This is a genomic window from Pseudomonas sp. GW821-FHT11D10 (assembly GCF_058808435.1).
This window is the reverse complement of record NZ_JBXARR010000001.1, coordinates 1,376,633-1,399,176: the sequence shown is the minus strand read 5'-3', so window position 1 is coordinate 1,399,176 and position 22,544 is coordinate 1,376,633. Positions and strand designations below refer to the sequence as shown.

Annotated in this window: 20 protein-coding genes and 1 pseudogene; 12 read left to right on the top strand and 9 right to left on the bottom strand. The window is 60.1% G+C overall.

Translation table 11 applies throughout. The annotated features are described in order from the left end of the window. Positions 1-32: 32 nt before the first annotated feature. Genes AC1RT4_RS06345 through AC1RT4_RS06325 form a run of 5 tightly spaced genes read left to right on the top strand, consistent with a single transcriptional unit; the run spans position 33 to position 4,834 of the window. Positions 33-1,730 carry a putative porin gene (locus AC1RT4_RS06345; protein WP_007955107.1) on the top strand — a complete coding sequence of 566 codons (1,698 nt, stop codon included), beginning with the start codon at positions 33-35 and terminating at the stop codon, positions 1,728-1,730. Positions 1,731-1,746: 16 nt separating this feature from the next. Continuing rightward, the gene (locus tag AC1RT4_RS06340) at positions 1,747-2,376 is read left to right on the top strand and encodes a DNA repair protein (RefSeq protein ID WP_085604179.1); all 630 of its coding nucleotides are present in this window, start codon (positions 1,747-1,749) and stop codon (positions 2,374-2,376) included. Between the two features lie 29 nt (positions 2,377-2,405). After that, on the top strand, positions 2,406-2,873 hold the full coding sequence (locus AC1RT4_RS06335; protein ID WP_007955105.1) for a YbjN domain-containing protein: 468 nt from the start codon (positions 2,406-2,408) through the stop codon (positions 2,871-2,873). After that, positions 2,870-3,817 carry a peptidylprolyl isomerase gene (locus AC1RT4_RS06330; RefSeq protein WP_493084375.1) on the top strand — a complete coding sequence of 316 codons (948 nt, stop codon included), beginning with the start codon at positions 2,870-2,872 and terminating at the stop codon, positions 3,815-3,817. Before AC1RT4_RS06335 ends, AC1RT4_RS06330 begins: the two co-directional genes overlap by 4 nt. 39 nt (positions 3,818-3,856) lie before the next feature. After that, on the top strand, positions 3,857-4,834 hold the full coding sequence (locus tag AC1RT4_RS06325; protein ID WP_493084373.1) for a LysR family transcriptional regulator: 978 nt from the start codon (positions 3,857-3,859) through the stop codon (positions 4,832-4,834). 69 nt (positions 4,835-4,903) lie between these two features. Here the strand turns inward: AC1RT4_RS06325 and AC1RT4_RS06320 are convergent, their stop codons facing one another. Together AC1RT4_RS06320 and AC1RT4_RS06315 are read right to left on the bottom strand one after the other, a co-directional pair. Continuing rightward, positions 4,904-6,625, bottom strand: coding sequence for an immunoglobulin-like domain-containing protein (locus AC1RT4_RS06320; RefSeq protein WP_493084371.1), 1,722 nt, complete (start codon positions 6,623-6,625; stop codon positions 4,904-4,906). A gap of 175 nt (positions 6,626-6,800) precedes the next feature. Beyond that, on the bottom strand, positions 6,801-7,172 hold the full coding sequence (locus AC1RT4_RS06315) for a DUF6124 family protein (protein ID WP_493084369.1): 372 nt from the start codon (positions 7,170-7,172) through the stop codon (positions 6,801-6,803). 427 nt (positions 7,173-7,599) lie between these two features. On the opposite strand from AC1RT4_RS06315, the pseudogene AC1RT4_RS06310 reads away from it, so the two are divergent. Next, positions 7,600-7,695, top strand: a pseudogene (locus AC1RT4_RS06310) (GNAT family N-acetyltransferase); the annotation flags it as partial. A gap of 97 nt (positions 7,696-7,792) precedes the next feature. Here AC1RT4_RS06310 and AC1RT4_RS06305 read toward each other — a convergent pair. Then, entirely contained in the window at positions 7,793-9,070 is a 1,278-nt protein-coding gene (locus AC1RT4_RS06305) for an immunoglobulin-like domain-containing protein (RefSeq protein WP_493084367.1), read from the bottom strand. Between the two features lie 184 nt (positions 9,071-9,254). Continuing rightward, positions 9,255-9,626 carry a DUF6124 family protein gene (locus AC1RT4_RS06300; RefSeq protein ID WP_493084365.1) on the bottom strand — a complete coding sequence of 124 codons (372 nt, stop codon included), beginning with the start codon at positions 9,624-9,626 and terminating at the stop codon, positions 9,255-9,257. A 412-nt stretch (positions 9,627-10,038) separates the two neighbouring features. Between AC1RT4_RS06300 and AC1RT4_RS06295 the strand changes: the two genes are divergently transcribed. Continuing rightward, complete coding sequence (locus tag AC1RT4_RS06295) at positions 10,039-10,548, top strand: GNAT family N-acetyltransferase (protein WP_493084363.1); 510 nt, start codon at positions 10,039-10,041, stop codon at positions 10,546-10,548. Positions 10,549-10,664: 116 nt separating this feature from the next. Continuing rightward, positions 10,665-11,156, top strand: a complete 492-nt coding sequence (locus AC1RT4_RS06290; protein WP_493084361.1) for a hypothetical protein — start codon at positions 10,665-10,667, stop codon at positions 11,154-11,156. Positions 11,157-11,301: 145 nt separating this feature from the next. Here AC1RT4_RS06290 and AC1RT4_RS06285 read toward each other — a convergent pair whose 3' ends face one another. Together AC1RT4_RS06285 and ccoN are read right to left on the bottom strand one after the other, a co-directional pair. Continuing rightward, positions 11,302-11,523 (bottom strand): cbb3-type cytochrome c oxidase subunit 3, encoded by a 222-nt coding sequence (locus tag AC1RT4_RS06285; RefSeq protein ID WP_493084359.1) that lies wholly within the window; start codon positions 11,521-11,523, stop codon positions 11,302-11,304. A gap of 15 nt (positions 11,524-11,538) precedes the next feature. Continuing rightward, on the bottom strand, positions 11,539-12,966 hold the full coding sequence (gene ccoN / locus AC1RT4_RS06280) for a cytochrome-c oxidase, cbb3-type subunit I (protein ID WP_493084357.1): 1,428 nt from the start codon (positions 12,964-12,966) through the stop codon (positions 11,539-11,541). Positions 12,967-13,296: 330 nt separating this feature from the next. Here ccoN and AC1RT4_RS06275 point away from each other — a divergent pair, with 330 nt between their 5' ends. The 3 genes from AC1RT4_RS06275 (at position 13,297) to AC1RT4_RS06265 (ending at position 16,550) form a co-directional block, all read left to right on the top strand. Next, positions 13,297-14,970, top strand: coding sequence for a nitrite/sulfite reductase (locus AC1RT4_RS06275; RefSeq protein WP_493084355.1), 1,674 nt, complete (start codon positions 13,297-13,299; stop codon positions 14,968-14,970). Further along, positions 14,967-15,446: a DUF934 domain-containing protein gene (locus AC1RT4_RS06270; protein WP_192564834.1), complete on the top strand. Its 480-nt coding sequence runs from the start codon at positions 14,967-14,969 to the stop codon at positions 15,444-15,446. Before AC1RT4_RS06275 ends, AC1RT4_RS06270 begins: the two co-directional genes overlap by 4 nt. Positions 15,447-15,575: 129 nt before the next feature. Next, the gene (locus AC1RT4_RS06265; RefSeq protein WP_493084353.1) at positions 15,576-16,550 is read left to right on the top strand and encodes a hypothetical protein; all 975 of its coding nucleotides are present in this window, start codon (positions 15,576-15,578) and stop codon (positions 16,548-16,550) included. 42 nt (positions 16,551-16,592) lie between these two features. On the opposite strand, the gene AC1RT4_RS06260 is transcribed toward AC1RT4_RS06265, so the two are convergent. Then, positions 16,593-18,950, bottom strand: a complete 2,358-nt coding sequence (locus AC1RT4_RS06260) for a tetratricopeptide repeat protein (RefSeq protein WP_493084351.1) — start codon at positions 18,948-18,950, stop codon at positions 16,593-16,595. 201 nt (positions 18,951-19,151) lie between these two features. Between AC1RT4_RS06260 and AC1RT4_RS06255 the strand changes: the two genes are divergently transcribed. After that, complete coding sequence (locus AC1RT4_RS06255; RefSeq protein WP_085604143.1) at positions 19,152-19,823, top strand: DUF3313 domain-containing protein; 672 nt, start codon at positions 19,152-19,154, stop codon at positions 19,821-19,823. Between the two features lie 49 nt (positions 19,824-19,872). Here the strand turns inward: AC1RT4_RS06255 and AC1RT4_RS06250 are convergent, their stop codons facing one another. After that, positions 19,873-20,868, bottom strand: a complete 996-nt coding sequence (locus tag AC1RT4_RS06250; RefSeq protein ID WP_493084348.1) for a DUF3829 domain-containing protein — start codon at positions 20,866-20,868, stop codon at positions 19,873-19,875. After that, complete coding sequence (locus AC1RT4_RS06245) at positions 20,865-22,523, bottom strand: J domain-containing protein (protein WP_493084346.1); 1,659 nt, start codon at positions 22,521-22,523, stop codon at positions 20,865-20,867. The genes AC1RT4_RS06250 and AC1RT4_RS06245 overlap by 4 nt, the downstream gene beginning before the upstream one ends. Positions 22,524-22,544: the final 21 nt, after the last annotated feature.

Below are 22,544 nucleotides of genomic sequence, written 5' to 3'. Positions count from 1 at the left end.
CATAAAGCTGTATGAAAAGGAGTTGTGTGCAGATGATTTCCAACGTGAATCGATTGTCCCTGGCGGTCGGCATGGTCATCGCGACCCTGGTCGGTCAGGCCGCGGCAGCGCCTGCGCCCTCGGAAAACGCCACGATCAATCTGATCCGCTTGCTGGTCGAGCAGGGCATTCTGAAACAGGACAAGGCCGACGCGCTGATCGCCCAGGCCCAGAACGAAGCGGCCCAGGCCAAGCAGGCTGCGGCGTCCACCGCGGTGGCGGCCGGGCCGGTCGCAGCACCGGGCGATGTGCGGGTGCAATACGTGCCGGCGGCAGTGCGCGACCAGATCCGCGATCAGGTCAAGGCCGAAGTCATGGCCACCGCCAAACAGGAAAACTGGGCCGCGCCCAACACCTTCCCGGACTGGGCGTCGCGCATCAGCTTCGACGGCGACATCCGTCTGCGTGACGAATCGCGCTACTACTCGGGCAGCAACAGCAACGAAATCGTCGACTTCGCCAAGCTCAACAACAACGGCCCGTACGACGTGAACCCCAACAGCAGCACCGCGTTGCCGCCGTTGCTCAACACCCGCGAAGACCGCGAAAACCTGTTCCGCCTGCGCGCCCGGCTGGGCATGAAAGCGGTGATCTCGCCGGAATGGACCGCCGGCATCCGCATCGGCACCGGCTCGGACAACAACCCGGTGTCGACCACCCAGAACCTCGGCGGCGGCTTCTCGAAAAAAGACATCTGGCTCGATCAGGGTTACCTGACCTGGAAGCCGTCGGATGAACTGACCCTGACCGGTGGCCGCTTCGCCAACCCGTTCATGTCCACTGACATGCTGTATTCCAACGACCTGAACTTCGACGGCGTGGCGGCGATTTTCGACCACAAGCTCAGCCGCGACTGGGGCGTGTTCGGCACCGTCGGCGCGTTCCCGGTGGACTACACCAACGACACCACCACCAGCAATGGCTTCGACAAGGAAGAAAGCGACAACAAATGGCTGTACGGCGCGCAGATTGGCGCCAAGTGGGCGATCAACAGCAACAACCGCCTGAAAGGCGCGCTGGCCTACTACCGCTTCGACGACATCGAAGGCCAGCGCTCGAGCCCTTGCGAACCTTGGGCTGGCGCACCGGGCTGCGACAGTGACGGCACCCGCGCGGCGTTCATGCAGAAGGGCAACAGCGTGTTCCTGCTGCGTGATATCACGCCGAACCCGCTCAACCCGACCACCACGCCACAGCCGCAGTTCGTTGGCCTGGCCTCCGAATTCAACCTGCTGGACCTGAACGTGGTGTGGGACGCCGATCTGCCGGAAGACTTCAAACTGCGCAGCCAGGGCAACTACATCCACAACCTCGGCTACGACGAAGGCGACATGCGCAAGCGTTCGGCGGGGCAACTGGTCAACAACCTCGACAGCAACGGCAACATCGAAAGCGGCGCCAATGCGTGGATGGTCCAGTTCACCCTCGGCAACGCGCTGGAGCTGAAGAAGCAGGGCGACTGGAACCTGTTCGCCGGCTACAAGTACATCCAGCCGGACGCCTTGCCGGACGGCTTCAACGACTCGTCTTTCCACCTCGGCGGCACCAACGCCAAGGGCTACTTCCTGGGCGGCAATTACGGTCTGGCGAAGAACGTCTACGCCACCGGCCGCTGGTTGAGTTCGGAAGCGGTGTATGGCGCGCCGTTCGATATCGACGTCATGCAGCTTGAGATCAACACGCGCTTCTAAGCGCCGGGAGAGGGTTATGAAAATCCGCTTTTTATGGCTTGGGCTCGGCATGTTGATCGCCACCGGGGCGAGCGCCGAAGGCATGGAAGAACGCCTGCGCACCCAGTTGCGCAGCACCACCCAGCAGTTGCAAACCCTGCAAAGTCAGCAGGCCCAGGCCAGCGCCGCGCAACTGGCGGCGCAGAACGAAGCCAAGGCTGCGCAGGCGCAAATCAAGCAATTGACCGCCGAGTTGGCCAAAGCCAAAGGCCTCGCCGAGCAACTGGCCGGGCAGCAGCAAAGTCTGCACAGCCAGGCCCAGGCGCAAGTCGCGGCCAGCAACGAGCAGACCGGCAAGTTCAAGAAAGCCTATGACGAGTTGTTGGTCATGGCCCGTGCCAAAGAGGCAGAACGGTCTAAGCTTCAAGCGCAATTGACTGAACGTGACACACAAGTGCAGCAATGTTCGGTCAAGAATCAGCAGATGTACGGCGTGGCCAAGCAGATTCTCACCGCCTACGAAAACATCGATGTGGCCGAGGTGATGAAGATCCGCCAGCCCTTCGCCGGCAGCGCCCGGGTCAAGTTCGATGAGCTTGCTCAGGGCTTTGGCGACGAACTGTACAAGACTCAATTCGATGCGCCGCAAGCCGCGATCGCGCACTGATTAAAAGACTCATGGACAAGGAAGAAGTAATGACTCAATTGATCTCCCACGTATCCCCGCAATCCCTGACCGACGTTCTGCAAGCCGCCGGTTACCGCGTCAACCAGACTGAACAGAACGGCATCGTCCAGTTGCTCAGCGCCAGCCAGGGCATCGGTTACGCCGTGCGTTTCGGCAACCCGGCGGTGGCGGAGCAGGGCAGCTACGTCGACTTCACCTTCAGCTGCGCGTTGCGCGTGCAGGGTGAGTTGCCGGCCGGTGTGGCCGAGCAGTGGAACGCAACCCGCCGGTTTGCCCGGTTGTCGTTGCAGGGCGAGTTTCTGGTGATGGAGATGGACGTGGTGGTGGCCGCTGGCGTGAGCAGCGATTACCTGCGCGGCAACCTGGAGCTGTGGGATCGCCTGCTTCAGGAATTCATCGTGTACCTGCGTGATTTCACCCAGAACGCCGCTGCCGCTCAGGCTCCAAAGGTTGAGCAAGAGGAAGTCGCGCTGTGACAAAACCTGCCATGGTAATCAGCGCCGCTGCGGTGGCGCTGTTGGTGGTGGCCGTGGCGCTGGTGGTGCGGCCGGGTAATGACCCGGTCGCCGCCCAGCAGCCGGCGCCGGTCATTGCGGCGAACAGTGGACCGGCAGTGGCCAGATTAGGCAATCAGCAGGTTTCGCCGGAGGAATTGCAGGCGTTGCTGGCGGCTGTTCCACCGCAAACCCGCGAGCAACTGCGCGGCAATCGTGAAGGGCTGGAGCGCTGGATTCGTTCACGCCTGGCTGAAAAAGCCGTGCTGGAACAGGCCGAAGCCCAAGGTTGGGCGCAGCGCCCGGACGTGGTTCGGCAGACCCGTGCCGCTACCGAGCAGATCGTGTTTCGCGACTATTTGCAGTCGGTGAGCCAGGTGCCGGCGGATTATCCGAGCGCTGCCGAGTTGCAGCAGGCGTACGACGCGGGCAAGGCCAACTGGCAGACGCCGGCGCTGTATCGGGTCAGTCAGATCTTCCTCGGGGTGAATGAGCCGCAGAATCTTGAGGCCGTGCGCAAGCAGGCGGCGGAGTTGAGCAAGAAAGCCCAGTCGACCCCTGCGGAGTTTGCAGCGCTGGCCAAGGAGTTTTCCCAGGATCGCCTCACCGCTGAGCGCGGCGGCGACACCGGCCTGCAACCGTTGCAGCAACTGGTGCCGGAAGTGCGTGGCGCCGTGGCACGTCTCAAGGTTGGCGCGGTTTCCGATCCCGTTCAAAGCAGCGCCGGTTTCCACGTGATCAAACTCACCGAACAACAACCGGCCCGCACCGCGACCCTCGACGAGTTGCGCGATCAACTGACCCAGGCCTTGCGTGCCCAGCGTCAGGAGCAGATCGCCCAGGCCTATCTGGACGGCATGCTCAACACCGCGACGCTGAGCATCGACGGGGCCGAGCTCAACAAGGTGCTGGAGACCAAACCCTAAGCGCTGCACACCAAAACAAAGATCGACAGGGAGTCATCGATGTCATTCACCGAACCCGCAGCACGACAGAGCAGCGCCGATTTCCGCTGGCCCCGGGACAAGGACGAACCCTGGCTGGCGCAAGCCGCGACCCTCGACGGCGACGTCGCCCAATACTTTCTGGTCAGCGCCCGTTGCGGCTGCTTCATGCAGGCCGCTCGCAGCCTCAACGTGCGCTCGACCCTGCTGCGCAAACAACTGGCGCAGCTCGAACAGCAACTGCAATGCGCGCTGTTCAGCTTTCAGGGCAGCGCCTTGACGCTGACCCGCGAAGGCCAGCAATTGCAGGCGCAACTGGTTGCCCTGGCCCACGAACGTAAATTGCCGGTGATCGAGCAACCCCTGATCAGGCTGGCCGTTGCCGAATCGATCCTGCACGACATCCTTGGCCGCGACCTCATCGCACTGCTGCGCCGCAACGCCAGCGTGCGCCTCGAAATCATCGCCCTCGACAGCGAACTGGCCCTGCGCGCCGTCAGCGCCGACATCGTGCTGTGGCTGGCCCACGGCGACACCCCGCATCCCGGCCCGACCTTCGCCACCAGCGAACCGCAACGCCTCGCGCAACTGGAATATCAGCCGCACATCGCCAAACGCTACTCCCGTGTCACTGCACGCCCGGAAAGCCCCGACGACCTCGCCGATTTCATGCTGGTGCAATGGCAGCATGATCGGCAGATCGACAGCTTCCGGCCGTGGAATGAACTGGTCGAACAGCGGTTGGCCGGGGTGGTGCAGATGCAGTCTTACGAGCTGATGCTGGAGATGATCCGCTGCAGCGCCTGCATTGGTTTGCTGCCGATGTACATGAGCCGGTTCGATCGCGGGCTGGTGGCGTTGCCGGGGTTGTTTGAAGAGGCTATGCGGTTGCAGGCGTGGTTGGCGGTAAATTCCGCATCGCGGGATGTGGCTGAAGTGCAGACGTTGGTTGAGTTGATTCAACGGACGTTTAGTGAACGTAGGGAATGGTTTGAGTAACTGCGTTAAAAAGGACGGGCTTATTTGATTAAATAAATCCGTCCCATTTTTAGTTTTCTTTTTTTACACTCAAACCTTCACATAAAAGAACCGCCAGGAATAAATAGTGTCCTCATATTCTGTGGATATATTGGACCAGACGAAGCCCCAGTGCGTGCCAGGCCGTCCAGGAGTTGAGGTCAAAGTAGCTGCGCTACGACCAACTATTTGCAAGTTTGCTGGTATAAAACTGCGATAGATCGATTGGATTTCAGACAACGTAAAAAGCCTGCCCCCCACGGCATTGAGGTATGGCCCGATCTCGGCCCATTTTCGGTGCGGAGCGCTGGAGCAATACACCGGTGTTGCAGTACCAGAAGTGGTGACGGTATAGCTTTTCGTCTGATTGGCCGAGTCTTTGGCGGTAATGGTCGCGATACCATTTCCTCTGGCATAAATTCGTCCACTACTGTTGACAACTACAACATCGAGATTAGAGGAGTGATAGGTAATGGTGCCTAAACCGCCCGAAGCAGGTCGATCAATTGAAGTACCAGGATTAGGGTGTGAAGGGAAATCATAATTTCCCAAGTCTGTAACGGTCGGCGTCACATAATGACGAGAGCCGGATAAAGATACTGGCGTGGTATCCATTTTCAGTTCGGGCAGACCGGTTCCCACTACCTGCGCTTCGGCAGGTTTGGAAATCCCGATGACTTTGCCTCCCCTGATCTGTTCGAACTTGACCCTCACCTGACTGTTGGCAACCACCTTCACATTGGGTATTGGCCAGGAAAACTGCCCAGGAACATTGCCAACCGGCAATGTCTCGTCATGGGTGGCGACCACAGCGCCGTTCAGCCACGCTTCGAACATTAGATGAATCTTATCTCCTGACTGCCAAATCGAAGGAATCAGGTGAATCAGCGCCCACAACGGCCCGCCGTTCATCTTGCCCAGATCAACGATGGCCGGATCATCACCGTTTTCTCCGAGGATTTCCTGAAGGATGGCCTCAAGCAGTTCTGCCCAATCCAGATGCACATTAACCACACAGTCCTTCGACCAGAATTCCTGCGGGTTGAATACTCCGTTCGATGACGTGCCGGAAAAGTCGTCTATCTGACTGATGACGTTGTACTTGAATATGAACTGCGGGTTGTTGGGGGCATGGGCGAAATCGGCAGTGTTGAAGGTCAAGACTACTGGTTTGGTTTCGGGGTTGGGATCCTGCGCCGTTGGCACGAGCTGATGGGTGAGGGTTTTACCGCCGAAGTTGATGGTCAACAGGTCATACAGTGCCATGCCTAGCCAACTCATTGTGAGCTTCACGCCTGCTATAGCCTCGGCCGGACCGATACTCTTCGGGGTGACGTCAATGTTCAGCAATGAATTGCCGGGATTCGGATCTGTGTCATTGCCGGCGGGGGCATCGTGGGAATGCAGCACGCGCAGCTCTGCCGAATCCAGATTGCCCGACTGGCGCTGGAGGTTGACTTTCAGAATGTTCACTCCATTTGATAGCAACCCCGGTGGCACGCGAAAAGCAAGCGGTGACGTCGTATCTTTGGTGACCTGGACCGGGATCGGCGCAGTCGAGCCATTGATAAGCATCCGTCCGGACTCATTGGGCAGTTGACCGTCATAAGGCCCAAACAACACTAACAGCCCGAGCGGGTCCGCGTAATAGTTGAGCCTGGAAAGCCCGACATCAGCGGCCGGGTGAATGATCGGGTAGGTCTGGCTTGGAATATAGGGCGGTGTCAGTGCCAGGGCGACGATGGGGCCGCCGCTGGATGCGGGAATTTTCATGGCACGCAACTCCTTGGTAATTGATGTGCCATGAAAACCCTGAGCGATTCATTTCGGCTACTGTCAGATCTGACAGGTGAGGCTGGTTTTAAGACGGACGGTCATCGGAGGAGGGGTTCATGCCAGTACCGCAGATAGAAAAACGGCCCACAGAGGGCCGTTTTGGTTTCACCACTTAGACGCGCGGCTCAGCCGCCACTTCTAAATTATCCAGCGCCCGGTTAACCGCCAGTTCACCCAGCATGATCAATTGCGCAATCCCCAAAAGCACATGCCGTTGCGAACCGTCCACCAACCCGGCGAAGTCGGTGGCCATGGTTTTGGCCGAGGTCAGGGTTTCGCAGGCGTCGGCCAGCAGTTCTTCGCTGTCGATGCCGGGGGCGATGAGGTAGCGGGTGTTGGGTTTGAGCAGCGGTTTTCTGGGGAGCAGGGGATTGAAGTAGTGATCGAGGGCGCGTTCGGCGGCTTCGTGGAAGGTCTTTGAATCGAGGGATTCGTAAGGCGAGGTGGTGTCGGTTTCGGGTGGGTTTGGCGTTGGTTTGATCATGGTGAAGCTCCTTGAGAAATGGAGCCGTCATCCATCGCTGCTAAACGAATGAGGTGGCGGCTGTACGCGGGTTAGCAGACCAGGCTCAAGGATCCCGGCGCACCGAAGTGCCCCACGCAAGCCGCCATAAACAGAAATGGCGAAACCAGCGTGCCTTGAGAATTGCCGAGCTGCTAAACCCGATCGCTGATTCATCAGCGACCCGGAAACGATAGAGCTGGCCCCCAAGGCACACAAGCCGGCGGATTCTGGCGGATGCGTAGGCAATGGCGCAAGGCGTTGTGGCTTGCAGGACGTTTCGGTCAACGGCTTTAAACAGTCATGGTGAGCCCGCGAAAAAACGGTTTAAAGCAATCGGCTACGCACTGATTAAGGGCTGGTAAATAAATGCGTCCCCTTTTGCTCACTGATCCAGGAGGGATCTTTCATGCCTGAGCACAACCCCGCCATTCACCTCGAACGTTTCAACGAATCCCACGTCGAAGGCATCACCGCGCTCTATAACGACCCGGCCGTAATTAAATAAATCTGTCCCCATTGTTGTCCGCCCCCATTGTTGTCCCCATTGTTTTGATTGTTTTAAACAGCATCTGGCGGCGACGCCGGGGCAGTATCGGGGATTACCTGGGGACAATAGTCAAAGCTCTTACCTTGTCCGCACTGGTTAATGGAATAGTAGTAGCTCCTATATACGGATACGAACCTCCCGTCACCCAGAACAAGATCTGAATGCTATTGATACTGGGAATATCGAAATTGCAACAAGCCACACTCCGGCCAGCCACGTTATCAAATAGATCAGGCAACGGATTGACCAGATCAAGAGCAGCCACATTCGACACTGCAGTATCTACCAAGCCACCGACGCTTCTTATCCAGGCCAATGCTTGAGCAGGGCTCATTGACGACTTGTTGACCAAAAGCTGATATTTGTTGGATACCTCAACGGGATAGGAATCGCTCTTGCCGTTGGCAGCAGTCACGGTGATTAACGTGCTACCGGTCTGGCCACTAGTAACCGTACCGCTTGCATCGACTTGTGCGACCAAGACATTCGCTGAGCGGTATTGGAACGGAGCTTGCCCCGCGATCGGTATCCGTCGTTGTGGAGCTTCAGTAACTACTTTGGTGGCCCAACCATATGAGTTCTTGTAAACCGGAGTGTCCATATGCATTGGGGTTTTATCAATGACCAATTCTTGTTGCTGATTTGCACGAATATCAATAAACGAAGTCGCCGACATATTGCTGTTGGTCAATTGATCGACCACCGTGGCACTGACCGGGTGGTTACCGTCACCGATCTGCTGAAGGTCAGTGACTGTCAGGGGATAAAGGATCGGTTTGGTGTGATCGAAGTTGGTAAGCGTGATGCTCCAGTTGCCGATGGTCAGCGTCACGGTTCCGAAGGGGCGTGGGTAGCTGATGGTGATGGTGATTGGTCCCGTTTGTCCTGGGCCAATGCTGGCCGGATGGCTGACCGTGATACCGGAGACCGGGTTGTTGAACAGCACATTCAGTATCGGGGTGGATTGATCTTTATTACCGCTGACCCGGGTGACTTCGTAGTACAGCGTATTGAGGCCATCCTTCAACACTCCCCAAGGAGCCTCCATAAAAATGCGGTCGTTCTCTTCGCCCGGCTTGATCGGCTTGATCACGGATGTCGCCTGGCTGTTTACCCACAGTCTTACGGAGTCACCTGCTGCAAAGGGAGTGGAAAACAACGTGACCGGGTCGATCACCATGAAGAGTTTGGTGGATGGCGAATGAATGCTCTCGGGAATGCCGAGATGGTAGACCCCTGGCGGTTGCAGGTTTTCTACTGCGCCGGGAATGGCCATCGGATACAGCTGGAGCAAGGCGCTGATCTGTGTTGAATTGACGTTGATGCTCATGTTGCTCTCCTGGCGTGCGGTGGGAAGCCATCTTCGGGGCGAAGTTCATGACACCGCGAAAGGAGAGCCTCGTCACCTGTCAGATCTGACAGGTGAGCGTGACTTCGAGACGAATGGTCATCGGTGAACGGTTTCCTGCAAACGCAAAAACGGCCCCTTAAAGGGGCCGTTTCGGTTTCAACACTCAGACGCGCGGCTCAGCCGCCACCTCCAGATTATCCAGCGCTCGATTCACCGCCAGTTCCCCCAGCATGATCAGTTGCGCAATGCCCAGCAGCACATGCCGATGCGAGCCGTCCACCAGTCCGGCGAAGTCGGTAGCCATGATTTTGGCCGAGGTCAGGGTTTCGCAGGCGTCGGCCAGCAGTTCTTCGCTGTCGATGCCGGGGGCGATGAGGTAGCGGGTGTTGGGTTTGAGCAGCGGTTTTCTGGGGAGCAGGGGATTGAAGTAGTGGTCGAGGGCACGTTCGGCGGCTTCGTGGAAGGTCTTTGAATCGAGGGATTCGTAGGGCGAGGTGGTGTCGGTTTCGGGTGGGTTCGGCGTTGGTTTGATCATGGTGAAGCTCCTTGATAGACGGAGCTGCAACCGTTCGCGGTCAATCGAAAGGTGGCAGCTGTACGCGGGTTGACCGACCGGGAATCAAGGAACCCGGCATACCCGAAGGTATCCCACGCACAGCCACCGCGACACGTGGGTTCAGAAAGACGTCTGAATCCGGTCCTGGGCACTGGCGCGCCTTGATTGAGTCGGACGGTCAAATCCGATCGCTGATTCATCAGCAACCCGGAAACGATAGAGCCGGCCCTCAAGGCGCACAAGCCGGCGGATTCTGGCGGATGCGTAGGCAATGGCGCAAGGCGTTGTGGCTTGCCGGACGTTTCGGTCAACGGCTTTAAACAGTCATGGCGAATCCGTGAAGAAGCGGTTTACAGTGACCGGCCACGCACTGATCCAGGAGGGATCTTTCATGCCTGAGCACAACTCCGCCATTCACCTCGAACGCTTCAGCGAGTCCCACGTCGAGGGCATCACCGCGCTCTATAACGACCCGGCCGTGACCCGGCAGGTGTTGCAGATGCCGTTTCAGACCACCGAGGTCTGGCGCAAACGCCTGGCGCCGGACAACGAGCGGGTGGTGCAACTGGTGGCGCTGCATCAGGGGGTGGTGATTGGCAATCTGGGGCTGGAACAGTTTTCGCGAATTCGCCGCAGTCACGCCGGCAGTGTCGGCATGGCCGTTGCGGTGGCGTGGCAGGGCAAGGGTGTCGGTTCGAAGTTGTTGGCCGCGGCGCTGGACATCGCCGACAACTGGATGAACCTGCACCGGGTCGAACTGAGCGTGTACGCCGACAACGAGGCGGCCATCGGGCTCTATCGCAAGTTCGGCTTCGAAACCGAAGGTCTGCTCCGCGATTACGCGGTGCGTGACGGGCAATGGGTCGACACCCTGAGCATGGCGCGCCTGCGCAAGCGCTGACCTTCTGTCCGTCAATGGCCGACGAGGCGACCGTGCAGGCAAATGACTTGCACGGTCGTCATCGGCATCTGCCATGCTCGACGTCCGCAGCACTGCTTCCTTGAAGGAACACCGCAATGGACGACGTACAGCAACTGGGCGAAATGCTTCGCCACTATGCCGACAGCGAAGCGCACAAGAAGCAGGTGTTCGAGACGCAATCGGCGACCTGGGCCACACGGATCACCGAGTTGTTCGGGCAGATTCAGCAATGGCTTGAACCGGTGCAGGCGCCGGGGTTGCTGGAGGTGAATCGGGAGGCTTATGTGGCGTTCGGGCCGAGCACTCCGGTGGAAACGTCGACCTTCAAGACTGAGAAGCTGAGCATCGTGATTGCCGGCAAACCGGTGGAGTTTGTGCCGGATGTGATGGGCAGTGGCGGGCAGATTTCGCTGGCGGTGATGGGGCTGACGGCGGCGCGGTACGGGAGTGTTTCGTTGGTGGGGCTGCCCAATGGTGATTGGCAGTGGCGCAAGACCAATGGCTTGAAAGAACCGGATACCTTTGCCTTCGATGCGAATTTCCTCGCGCAGCAATTGCAAAGCCTGATTCCCCGAGACCGCACCTAAGATCAAAAGCCACCCCTAGCTGATCGTTCCCACGCTCTGCGTGGGAATGCCTCAAGGGACGCTCCGCGTTCCAGCTCTGGAAGGGACGCGGAGCGTCCCGGGCTGCATTCCCACGCGGAGCGTGGGAACGATCAACGGAAGTAGCTCACATCTCAAGATTGACCCACCCCGGCTTCGCCACCTCCGGCGCCACCGCTTTCACGGTCTTACCGGTGGCCAACTCAACCCGCCGAGCCACCTCCGGATCATCCGCAAACGGCGTCAGACTCGCCTCATCCAGGCTCTCGGCCGTCTCGTGCCGCAAGCAGTACTCCACCGCCAGCCACAGAAACACCACACCCAACACATTCAAGAAAATATCGAACATGACCGGCTCCCCTGATCAGACGATCTGCGCTTCACGATGGGCAATCGCAACGTCCGCCACCCGCACCGTGCGCCACACGTTGTAGGCCATCAGCAGCATGCCCGTCAGGAAGAACACCCCACCGGCAAAGCGCACGACAAACCCCGGATGGCTGGCCTGCAGCGCTTCGACGAACGAGTAGGTCAGCGTGCCGTCCTCGTTGATCGCCCGCCACATCAGGCCCTGGGTAATCCCGTTGACCCACATCGAAGCGATGTACAACACCGTGCCAATGGTCGCCAGCCAGAAGTGCAGGTTGATCAGCGGCGTGCTGTGCATCCGCTCACGGCCAAAGACCTTGGGCACCATGTGATAGGTCGCGCCGAAGGTGATCATCGCCACCCAGCCGAGCGCGCCGGCGTGTACGTGGCCGATGGTCCAGTCGGTGTAATGGGAGAGGGCGTTGACGGTCTTGATCGCCATCATCGGGCCTTCGAAGGTCGACATGCCGTAGAACGCCAGCGACAGAACGAGGAAACGGAGGATCGGGTCGGTGCGCAACTGATGCCATGCGCCGGACAGGGTCATCATCCCGTTGATCATCCCGCCCCAGCTCGGGGCCAGCAGGATCAACGACATCGCCATGCCCAGCGACTGCGCCCAGTCCGGCAGCGCGGTGTAGTGCAAGTGGTGCGGGCCCGCCCAGATGTACAGAGTGATCAGCGCCCAGAAGTGCACGATCGACAACCGGTACGAATACACCGGCCGATTCACTTGCTTGGGCACGAAGTAATACATCATCCCGAGGAACCCGGTGGTCAGGAAGAACCCCACCGCGTTGTGCCCGTACCACCACTGCACCATGGCGTCGGTGGCGCCGGAGTACACCGGATAGGACTTGAACCAGTCCACTGGAATCGACAGGTGATTGACCACGTGCAGCATGGCAATCACCAGAATGAAGGCGCCGAAGAACCAGTTTCCGACATAGATGTGTTTGGTCTTGCGCTGCACCACGGTGGTGAAGAACACCACGGCATACGCGACCCAGACCACCGCCATCCACACCGCGCCGGAGAATTCGATCTCGGCGTATTCCTTGGTGGTGGTGTAGCCCATCGGCAGGGTGACCAGCATGATCACGATCACCGATTGCCAACCCCAGAAGGTGAAGGCAGCGAGCTTGTCCGAGTACAGCCGCACCTGGCAGGTGCGCTGCACCGCGTAGTAACTGGCGGCGAATTGCGCGCTGCCGGCGAAGCCGAAAATCACCAGGCTTGTGTGCAACGGTCGCAAGCGGCCGAAGGTGGTCCACGGCAAGTCCAGATTCATGTCCGGCCATACCAGTTGCGAGGCGATCCATACCCCCATCGCCATGCCCACGACACCCCAGAAAACAGTCGCGATGACGAATTGGCGGACGACCTTGTAGTTATAAGCCTGTCCGATTGTTGCTGTGCTCATGGTCAGTTCATCCACGGTTGCAAAGTCTTGCCAGGCCACCCGGTCTGGCACGAGCTGCACTGTAGAAACCCCGCCAGAAACAAAACAGGCTCAGGAATTGTTCATTTATGCGGATCAGATCGAAGCGCTGCCTGCGGCCATCTGCCGCGCCCTGATACGGTTTTTATGCGTTCAGGTGAATCTGTAACGGGCTGCGCTGTTCGGCCATAGTCAGGGAAAATACTGTGGGAACGGGCGAACCCGAGATAGCGCCAGACGCGAACTGGCGCTATCTCGGGTTCGCCCGTTCCCACAGGAATCCGTGCAAGTTCCTGACGAGGTAGTAGGCCGATGTATCAGTACGATGATTACGACCGGGCGCTGGTGTTCGAGCGCGTTGCGCAGTTTCGCGATCAGGTCGAGCGCTTCATGGCCGGGGAGTTGAGCGAAGAAGAGTTCCTGCCGCTGCGCCTGCAGAACGGCCTGTACATGCAAAAGCACGCTTACATGCTGCGGGTGGCGATTCCTTACGGCACGCTGAGCGCCGAACAGATGCGCACACTGGCGAGCATCGCCCGGGATTACGACCGTGGCTACGGCCACTTCACCACCCGGCAGAACATGCAGTTCAACTGGATCGAACTGCACGAAGTGCCGGACATTCTCGAACGTCTGGCGCAGGTCAACATGCATGCGATCCAGACCTCGGGCAACTGCGTGCGCAACATCACCACCGAAGCCTTCGCCGGGGTCGCGGCGGACGAGTTGATCGACCCGCGTCCGCTGGCCGAGATCCTGCGGCAATGGTCGACGATCAACCCGGAATTCCTGTTCCTGCCGCGCAAGTTCAAGATCGCCATCTGCTCGGCGAAACAGGATCGCGCGGCGATCATGATGCATGACATCGGCCTCTATCTTTACCCTGGACGTGACGGCCAGATGCTGCTGCGAGTGATCGTGGGCGGCGGTCTGGGGCGCACGCCGATCCTTGGATTGCAGATCCGCGACGGCCTGCCGTGGCAGCACTTGCTGTCCTACGTCGAGGCGGTGCTGCGGGTCTACAACCGCCACGGTCGGCGCGACAACAAGTACAAGGCGCGGATCAAGATTCTGGTCAAGGCGCTGGGTATCGAAGCGTTCGCCAAGGAAGTCGAGGAGGAATGGCAACACCTCAAGGACGGCCCGGCGCAGTTGACCGAAGATGAATACCAGCGGGTCGCCAGTGCTTTTGTGCCGCCGAGTTACCAAGCGCTGGCGGGCACCGATCTGGATTTCGGCACGCACCTGGCCGACAACCCGGCGTTCGCCCGTTGGGTCGCGCGCAACGTGCAACCGCATAAGGTGCCGGGCTACACCAGCGTGGTGCTGTCGACCAAACCGGGCCTGGCCGCGCCGCCGGGGGACGTGACCGATGCGCAGATGTTGGCCGTGGCTGATTGGTCCGAGCGTTTCGGATTCGGCGAAATCCGCATCGCCCACGAGCAGAACATCGTCCTGCCGGATGTGCCCAAGTCCGAGCTGTATGCGCTGTGGCAACTGGCGAAAGAGCAGGGGCTGGGCGCCGCCAACGTCGGTCTGCTGACCGACATCATTGCCTGCCCCGGCGGTGATTTCTGTGCGCTGGCCAATGCCAAGTCGATTCCGATTGCCCAGGCGATTCAGGCACGGTTCGACAACCTCGATTACCTGCATGATCTGGGCGACATCAGCCTGAACATCTCCGGCTGCATGAACGCCTGCGGCCATCACCACATCGGCAACATCGGAATTCTCGGCGTCGATAAAAACGGCAGCGAGTGGTACCAGATCACCCTCGGCGGCGCCCAGGGCAAGAACAGCGCACTGGGCAAAGTCATCGGCCCGTCGTTCAGCGCTGCCGAGGTGCCGCAGGTGATCGAGCGAATCATCGGCACCTTCGTGCGTTATCGCGAGGCCGAAGAACTGTTCGTCGATACCGTGGCGCGCATCGGCCTGGAGCCGTTCAAGGAACGGGTCTATCCGAAAACGCTGGAGGTGTCGGCATGAACAATCTGCTGAGGATGGAGGCGAGTGGGGCGCGGATCGTGCTGGATGATCCGTGGACGCTGATCCGCTCGCCTGAAACGGCTGACAGCACTGAAATGCTGATTCTGCCGCTGGCCCACTGGCTCGAATCACCCTCGACCCATGCGGTCTGGCTCGGCCCGGACGACGGCGTTGAAAGCCTGTTGCCGTGGCTGACCTCACTGCCACTGATCGCCCTCGACTTCCCGAGCTTTCGCGACGGCCGCGCCTACAGCCAGGCCTATCTGCTGCGCAGCCGTTTCGGCTGGAAAGGCGAGTTGCGCGCCATCGGCGATGTGCTGCGCGACCAGCTCAGCCACATGCGCCAATGCGGTTTCGACAGCTTCGCCGTACGCGAAGACAAATCCGCCGAGGATGCGCTCAAGGGCCTGGCCGGGATGAGCGTGTTGTACGGGCGCTCGGTGATCGAGCCGCGACCGTTGTTCCGGCGCAGGTGATGCAGGGGAAACCCTTAGAACCCTGATGAATCGGGGATTTTTCCTTGGGTCGATGGTGGCCTTTTGGTAGAGTCCCCGTCGCCAGCGGGTTTTCGGCTGGACGACGGAACGAAGAAGGGAGTCTGATCAGTGAGTCCGGGCAAAAAAATTCTGGGCATCACCGCGTTGCTGCTGATGGTGACGCTGTGGGCCGGTTACATCTATGTGTTCAACGAAAACCGCGGCGGTCAGCTCGGTGGCATCGGCGAAAGCACCGCTTGGTGCGGCACACCGCCGAACACCGAAGCGGCGCTGCTGGGCAAGGATCAACTGACCCTGCGCATCACCAACAACCTGCGCGGCGAGTTCATGCTCAGCGGCGCAGTGGTGGTCTCCGAACGTACCTTCAACCGCTATGACCTGGGCCGCAACGAACTGCGTCTGCGCCTGGAACCGTTGCAGTGGTCGTTTGGCGTCACGCCGATCTTCCTCGAACAGGTGAAAGTCCTGCCCCTGAGCCGCAACCTCGCCTCGACCGACAAGAGCGCCTTTGCCGAACTCGAATCGCGCCCGATCAGTGTTCAGGGCCGGGTCACCGAATTTCCTTTCGACACCTATCGCTACGGCTACAAACCGGTGCTGTATTACCTCAAGGGCAGCGAGCGCATCGACCTGCGCTTCAAGAACATCACCACGCTGATGGAGATGTCCAACACCTTCACGCCGATCCAGAAGTACAACCGCGCCGACTACATCAACGAGAAAAACTCGATGATCCGCGACGAGGATTACAAAGCCTACGGCCCCCACGAATGCGCGTTCAGCGTCGAGCGCAAAGGCTCGTTCAAGGTTGTAGTGCTGTTGATGCTCCTGGTGCTGTGCCTGCCGTTGCTGCTGGTGTTCTACCGCGATGAGCCGGGGATCGACTTCCTCGCCACGCTGGTGGGGATTGGCCTGGTGCGCACGGTGCTGGTGGGGCCTGTGCAGGATTTCCAGCTGTACAACATCGACTTCCTGTTTGGTGCGGCGATTTTGCTGGTGGGCACGGTGTCGCTGATCAAGGCGATGCGGGCGAACAGCCGGCGGGAGATGGCGTTGCGCAGCGGAGAGACTTCGAGCTGGTGACGCAATCAGGCGGGAGCAGAAGAGTGCTGCTCCCGCCTGTTTTCATTTCAACGCCGGATCCCCCATATTCAGCTTCTTCCACCCCTGCAACACCACCTGCGCCTTCGGCTCCTGCCCGCTGTCGAGATACCACTGAATCAGCGACAACCGCGCATTGCGGTTCGCCGGTTGCAGCTTGAGCAGCGCCTCCAGCTGCGCGCACGCCTCATCGACCTTGCCACTTTCGTGCAGCGCCACCGCCAGCACATAACCGTACTGTGCGTTCTGCGGTTCCAGTTGCGCGGCCTTGCGCAGGGGCGACATGGCTTCGGCCGGTTTGCCGGCGCGGATCAATGACAGGCCCCGGGTGTGCTGCAACAGGGCGGCATCCGGATGTGCCTTGAGGTTTTCATCCAGCAGTTGCTGCGCCTCGGGACCGCGACCATTGGCCTCCAACCATTGCACCAACGTGACCAGCGCCGGGTAGAAATCCGGGTCGCGTTTCAGTGCGGTTCGCAACAGTCCTTCAACCTCCGAGCTGCGGCCGCTGGCCTGATAAAGCATCGCCAGATTCAGGTTGGCCTCGGCACGTTCGGCCAGGCTTTTCTGCACCGCCTCGTACTCGACAATCGCCGCCTCCCAATTGGCCTGCGCCGAACCCAGACCATTGCGGGCGACACTCAGCAGATCCCGCGCCGCAGCGATTCTCACCGCTTTCACCGGATCGCCCAGTAACGGCGTCAACAGAGGCAAACGCTCCGGCGGTGGCAGGAAAGCGCTGATCGCCCGCACAGCGTTTTCGCGAACCTGCGGCGCCGGGTTTTTCAGATCCGTCGTCGCCAGTGTCAGGGCTTGTTCACTTGGATAGAGCGGCAACTCTGCGAGCAACGTCGCCCGCTGGATCGCCGGCAGATTGCTGCGCTGCAACTGCTCATACAACGCCTGCGCAGCACCCGGCTGGCCGTTGCGAATCAGCCACAGGGTTTCGTCGTAACGCGGCGCTTGCGGCGTGGTCGAGGCATTCCACAATTTGAACTGCGCAGTGACCTTGTCGCCAGCCTTGCCCTGATGGCAGGTCAGGCAGGCGTCCGGCGTGCCGAGCTTTTGCGCACGTTCGGGGTTGGGGATGCTGAAGCTGTGGTCATGCCGGAAGTCATTGCCCATGTAGAACTTGCCGGGCATGTGGCAATCCACGCATTGCGAGCCGGGTTGGCCCGGGGTGTGGCGGGTGTGTTCGATGCTGTCGTAGTTCTTGGCTTGCAGGCCCTTGCCGTCGACGCCCTCGACCGAGGTTTTGCCGGCGGTGTTGTGGCATTGCAGGCACACCGCGTTGCCCGGCGCTTTCAGCGCGGTGCTGTGAGGATTGTGGCAATTGCTGCAGCGCACGCCCTTGTCGAACATTTTGCTTTGGGCGAAGGAGCCGTGTTCGAACACTTCGTCCTTGATCTTGCCGTCCAGCGCATACAGCTCGCGGGTGAGGACACTGGGCAGGTAATCGTCCATCAAGCGTTTGCCCACGGTGTAGCCATCGCCCAAGGGTGCGCGGCGAGCGTGGCAGCGGGCGCAGGTTTCGATTTCGACGGTGGCGTTCTTGTCCTTGAGATCGACGGCGAACCCGGCGTGGATCAGGTCGGTTTTCTTCGCCGTCCATTCCAGGTGATTCGACGCCGGGCCGTGACAGGCCTGGCAGCCGACGCCGAGGCTGTTCCACTGGCTGGCGAAGGTGTTGCTCGCCGCATCGAAGTTACGCTTGTACCCGGTGGTGTGGCACTCGACGCACATGAAATTGGCGTTCTGGCTCGGCTTGCTCCAGTGCAGCGGATTCTTGAAGTTCACGCCCTGGCCGGGGTAGAGATGAAACCAGCGGTTTTTCTCGGTATCCCAGGCCACACCGAGCGCCTGCAATCGGCCTTCGCCGACTTCGATCAGGTATTGCTGAAGCGGAGCGATGCCGAAGGTATAGGCGACTTTGAAGTCGGCGTTCTTGCCGTCGATGCCCGGTGTATTGACCCAGAAGTCGTCGCCCTTGCGCGAGAATCGGGTGGTCTCGTTTTCGGCTTTGACCACGACGTTGTTGAAGTCGCCAAGCATGGTTTCAGCGTTTGCCGGTTGCATCGCCAACTGGTGATGGGAGCCTTGCCAATCCTTGACCTGCTCGTTGTGACAGCCCTGGCATTGCTGCTCATCAACCATGCTCGCGGGCGCCGCCGCCACGGTGGGTGCAGGTTTGGCCGGCGCCACAACCGGGGCGCTCACGGGCATCGGTTTGACCGGCACCGGCGCCGGGCTGAACAGAAACCAGCCGATCCCCGCCACGGCGGCCAGCAGCACGCCGATGGAAACGGGAAACAGGTAACGTGAAAACGAGGTCGGTGAAGCATCAGGCTGAAGCGGTGCAGCTTTATTTTTATGCTTGGGCATTGCGACTTCCGTAGTCCAGGTGCATTTGCCGTCTGGCGCGCGTTCAAGCTTGATGCAGCTTTGCCGCCTGACCTGCATCTGTCAAATGAGTGGAAGCCGCGTGGTGTGAATATTGTGTTTTGTGATCGCAAACCGCGCGGTTTTAGCTATACCTGTAACTCCCCAATGTAATAAATCCGGCCTTCCGACAGGAGTTACAGCATGAAGCTAGCCGTAATGATGAGCACCCTGTGCATTGCCACGCTGGGCGTGGTGGGCTGCTCCAGCAAAACCGTCGCACCCGACGAGTACTCAGGCTTCCTCAAGGACTACAGCCAGCTGAGGGAGGCCAAATCCCCGTCGGGGGCTGAAGTGATGCGCTGGATTGACCCGAAAATCGATATCAGCAAATTCACCAGCGTCTACGTCGAACCGACCCAGCTCTATCCCAAACCGCAACCCACCGTGAAGATTCCGCAGCAGACCCTCAACGGCATCACCAGCTACTACGATCAGGCGCTCAAGCGTGAACTGGGCAAATCCCTGCCGCTGGCCTCAGGCCCTGGGCCAGGTGTGATCGTGGTACGCGCGGCGATCACCGCCGTGAGCAGCAAGACCGAAGGCCTGCACGCCTATGAAGTGATTCCGATTGCCCTGGTCGCCGCAGCGGTCAGCACCGCCAGCGGCATTCGCGATCAGGAAACCACCCTGGCGACCGAAGCGGTGTTCCTCGATGGCGGCACCAACAAAGTGGCGGCGCAGGTGGTGCGCAAAGGCACCGGCAAGCCGTTGGAAAACGATTCGCAGGTGATGAAGGCCGATGACGTGAAAAGCGTGATCGATGGCTGGGCGGCGGATCTGCATCAGTCCTACCTCAAGCTCAAGGCCAAGTAAGACCGGCACGCCGGGTCGTCCCTGAGGGCGATCCGGCGTGTGCACTGCGTCAGAAACTGGCGCGCGCCAGTCGGTTGTAATGGCTGAGCAAGCCGTCGTAACTGCGGGTCACGGCGTAGTAGTCCTCGCTCAAACGTTCGGGCTTAGCGTGGTTGTGCCAGTCTGCTTGCAGGGTGTTCAATGCCTCGAGATAGTCTTGCCCCGGCTCGCCGATGCGCAGCCACAGATCCCGTGCGGCATCGGTCTTGTTCTGGAATCCACCCGTGCGCGGTGCGAGCCAGGATTCGCGACGGTTCCACGCCTGTTGCAGTTTCGCGGTGGTTTGGGCCAGCAACTTCGGCGTCAGCGTGCGGTTTTTCATCGCTTCGTCGAGCACGTCGACGGTCTCCCGCGCCTGAATCATGTAAGCCAGCAAATCCCAGTGAATGTCCCTGCCCAGACGCGCCTCGATCAGCTTGAGCTGTTCGGGACGTTGCGCGGTGTCGAGCGGCAGCAGGCTTTGCCGCAGAGCCGTCGAGGCGCCGATGTACTCCTGTGAAACGCGCTCGATGGCAGCCAGTTCTCCAGGGGAGGGCTGTTGCGACCCCGAGGTGAAGCTCGCTTCTCGGTAAAACCGCGTGGGGGCAATGGTGGTCGTGACGTGACTCAGCGCCCGGACGTACTCGTTGGCCTGGCGCGCCAGTTCAGGCTGCCAGGCCAGAAGATCGAGTTTTTCCGTGAGGCCCTGACCGCAGACATCGCGCTGAATGTCCCGCACATTGAACGCGTCACTGTCGTCGAAATCCTTGAGGCTCTTCAACCAGCGCTGGTCGCGCGGCAAGGGCGGTTGAGGGTTTTTGTAGCGATCGTAGGCCGCTCGCCATTGCACGTCGATCCGGTTGACGCGAGCGATCACCGGGCTCAGCGCATTAGCCTGGGCGGTGACCGGCGCATCGCGCCCGTCCAGCCAGAGATCTAACTGAAGGAAAGGGCGGGTCGCACTGGTCAGCGCCATCACCACCAGTGCGAAGAAAATACCGACGCAAAACATCACTCTCGTGGTCATGGGCGCGCCTCCTTGCCGTACCACTGTTCAACGGTGGCCGGTGCGCTGCATTCGGCGGTGGTGGCCGGCAAGCGGCTGCACAGACGTTCGGTCCAGGGTTGCAGGCCCTGATTGCGATTGACCGTGCCTTGGCTGGCGACCACTTTGAATACGCCGAGCACGAGGGCCAGCACCACAATGCCGAGGATCGTCCCGCCGACTTTCATGGCCGGACGGCTCTCTTCCCAGGACACCCGTGGCCTGGACTGCCAGCGGCGTACCAGGCCGAAGGTCGCCAGGGTCGCGGCGTAGACCGCGCCGGCAATCGGGCCGAAAAACCAGCCGAGCCCGGCCACCATCAACGCGCCGGGCACCAGGTCACGCAGCACGCCGAACGGCGGCGAGTCTTTGAAAGCTCCGGGGCAAAGAGCAGCGCTGAGCCGGTCATCCAGCCGCCATACCCGATGGGCGACGTTGTGCACCAGCCAATTGAGCCCCGCCACGATCACGCCAAACACCACGGTCGAGATCAAGACGATATTGATCAGTCCACTGAGGCGCACGCCCAACGGAATGTAATGGGTGAACGCGCCGATCAGGCAGGCCAGCACCACGCCCACATACGTCGGCCAATCATTGAAGCTCAGTTCCCAGCTTTGCCAGAAAAACGCCGTGCCGCCGGGCATCTGTGCGCAGACCTTGGGGTGATTGGCGTACAGCTCCGAACTCAACTTGCGGCACTGCGCCCAGTCTTTTTCGCGCATGCGTCGGGCCAGTGCGCGGCGGGCGCTGAACGAGCCGGTGCCCAGCAGCAGGCGGGCGGCGCGGTGTTCGGGGGTGGCCGGCGGTTCCAGAGCGAGCTGTTGCTGGCGAGCCACAAAAAACGGCGCATTCTGGCGAGCCAGCAGGCGTTGCCATTCGCCATCAGGGCAGGGATTTCCCGTGCTGCCGTGCCAGCCTTGACCGGTGCGCACCCGTTCGAAAATCTCGGGAGACCAGAACGGCGCATCCAGCAGCAAATGGCTCAGGGCACGGTTGAACCATTGCCGATGTTGTTCAATCGCCAGCCAGTTGAAATCGGCACAACGGGCGTAGGCCTGGAGAAATCCGTCGACGTCTTCCCGTTCGAGGGCATCACGCATCGGTTGCGCAATGCGCACGCGTTGTTGATCCAGCAACAGGTCGATCGATATCTCGTCCAGCTCGAGGCGTTGCCAGGCGCTGAACCAGAAGAAGGTCGGGATGGCCCAGTCCACCAGCGTCTGCGAAGTCTCAGGGTGTTCAATGCAATGATGCAGCACCGTGTCTTCGAAGAAATGTGCGCAACCCTGTTCGAGGGTGACGGCATGGCGATGATTCAGCTCTTCAACGCTGAGCCCGTCCAGCGAACGGGTCGCCAGTTGCAGGGCATCGACCTCGACCACGGTCAGGCCGCTCAGGTCCCAGGATTCTTCAATGCGCTGGTCCTGGGTTTGCTCCTGCTCTTCGTCCTGATTCTGCTCGTGATACTGCTGCCATTCCTTGTAGGCCAGTGCCTGCTCATAGGCATCGCGCAGTCGCTGGAAACCCTCGGGGTCGTCGTCGGGGCGGGTCTGTTTGAGCAGGACGGCATATTGGCGTTTGATCGTGCGCACATCGGCGTCGGCCGACAGGCCAAGGACGGTCCAGCAACTCATTGCGATGACAACTCCATAAAA

Excerpts from the sequence above, each read along its gene's own strand:
- AC1RT4_RS06345 (WP_007955107.1), top strand. The coding sequence starts at position 33 with ATGATTTCCAACGTGAATCGATTGTCCCTGGCGGTCGGCATGGTCATC.
- AC1RT4_RS06340 (WP_085604179.1), top strand. The coding sequence starts at position 1,747 with ATGAAAATCCGCTTTTTATGGCTTGGGCTCGGCATGTTGATCGCCACC.
- AC1RT4_RS06335 (WP_007955105.1), top strand. The coding sequence starts at position 2,406 with ATGACTCAATTGATCTCCCACGTATCCCCGCAATCCCTGACCGACGTT.
- AC1RT4_RS06325 (WP_493084373.1), top strand. The coding sequence starts at position 3,857 with ATGTCATTCACCGAACCCGCAGCACGACAGAGCAGCGCCGATTTCCGC.
- AC1RT4_RS06320 (WP_493084371.1), bottom strand. The coding sequence starts at position 6,625 with ATGAAAATTCCCGCATCCAGCGGCGGCCCCATCGTCGCCCTGGCACTG.
- AC1RT4_RS06315 (WP_493084369.1), bottom strand. The coding sequence starts at position 7,172 with ATGATCAAACCAACGCCAAACCCACCCGAAACCGACACCACCTCGCCT.
- AC1RT4_RS06305 (WP_493084367.1), bottom strand. The coding sequence starts at position 9,070 with ATGAGCATCAACGTCAATTCAACACAGATCAGCGCCTTGCTCCAGCTG.
- AC1RT4_RS06300 (WP_493084365.1), bottom strand. The coding sequence starts at position 9,626 with ATGATCAAACCAACGCCGAACCCACCCGAAACCGACACCACCTCGCCC.
- AC1RT4_RS06295 (WP_493084363.1), top strand. The coding sequence starts at position 10,039 with ATGCCTGAGCACAACTCCGCCATTCACCTCGAACGCTTCAGCGAGTCC.
- AC1RT4_RS06290 (WP_493084361.1), top strand. The coding sequence starts at position 10,665 with ATGGACGACGTACAGCAACTGGGCGAAATGCTTCGCCACTATGCCGAC.
- AC1RT4_RS06285 (WP_493084359.1), bottom strand. The coding sequence starts at position 11,523 with ATGTTCGATATTTTCTTGAATGTGTTGGGTGTGGTGTTTCTGTGGCTG.
- ccoN (WP_493084357.1), bottom strand. The coding sequence starts at position 12,966 with ATGAGCACAGCAACAATCGGACAGGCTTATAACTACAAGGTCGTCCGC.
- AC1RT4_RS06275 (WP_493084355.1), top strand. The coding sequence starts at position 13,297 with ATGTATCAGTACGATGATTACGACCGGGCGCTGGTGTTCGAGCGCGTT.
- AC1RT4_RS06270 (WP_192564834.1), top strand. The coding sequence starts at position 14,967 with ATGAACAATCTGCTGAGGATGGAGGCGAGTGGGGCGCGGATCGTGCTG.
- AC1RT4_RS06260 (WP_493084351.1), bottom strand. The coding sequence starts at position 18,950 with ATGCCCAAGCATAAAAATAAAGCTGCACCGCTTCAGCCTGATGCTTCA.
- AC1RT4_RS06255 (WP_085604143.1), top strand. The coding sequence starts at position 19,152 with ATGAAGCTAGCCGTAATGATGAGCACCCTGTGCATTGCCACGCTGGGC.
- AC1RT4_RS06250 (WP_493084348.1), bottom strand. The coding sequence starts at position 20,868 with ATGACCACGAGAGTGATGTTTTGCGTCGGTATTTTCTTCGCACTGGTG.
- AC1RT4_RS06245 (WP_493084346.1), bottom strand. The coding sequence starts at position 22,523 with ATGAGTTGCTGGACCGTCCTTGGCCTGTCGGCCGACGCCGATGTGCGC.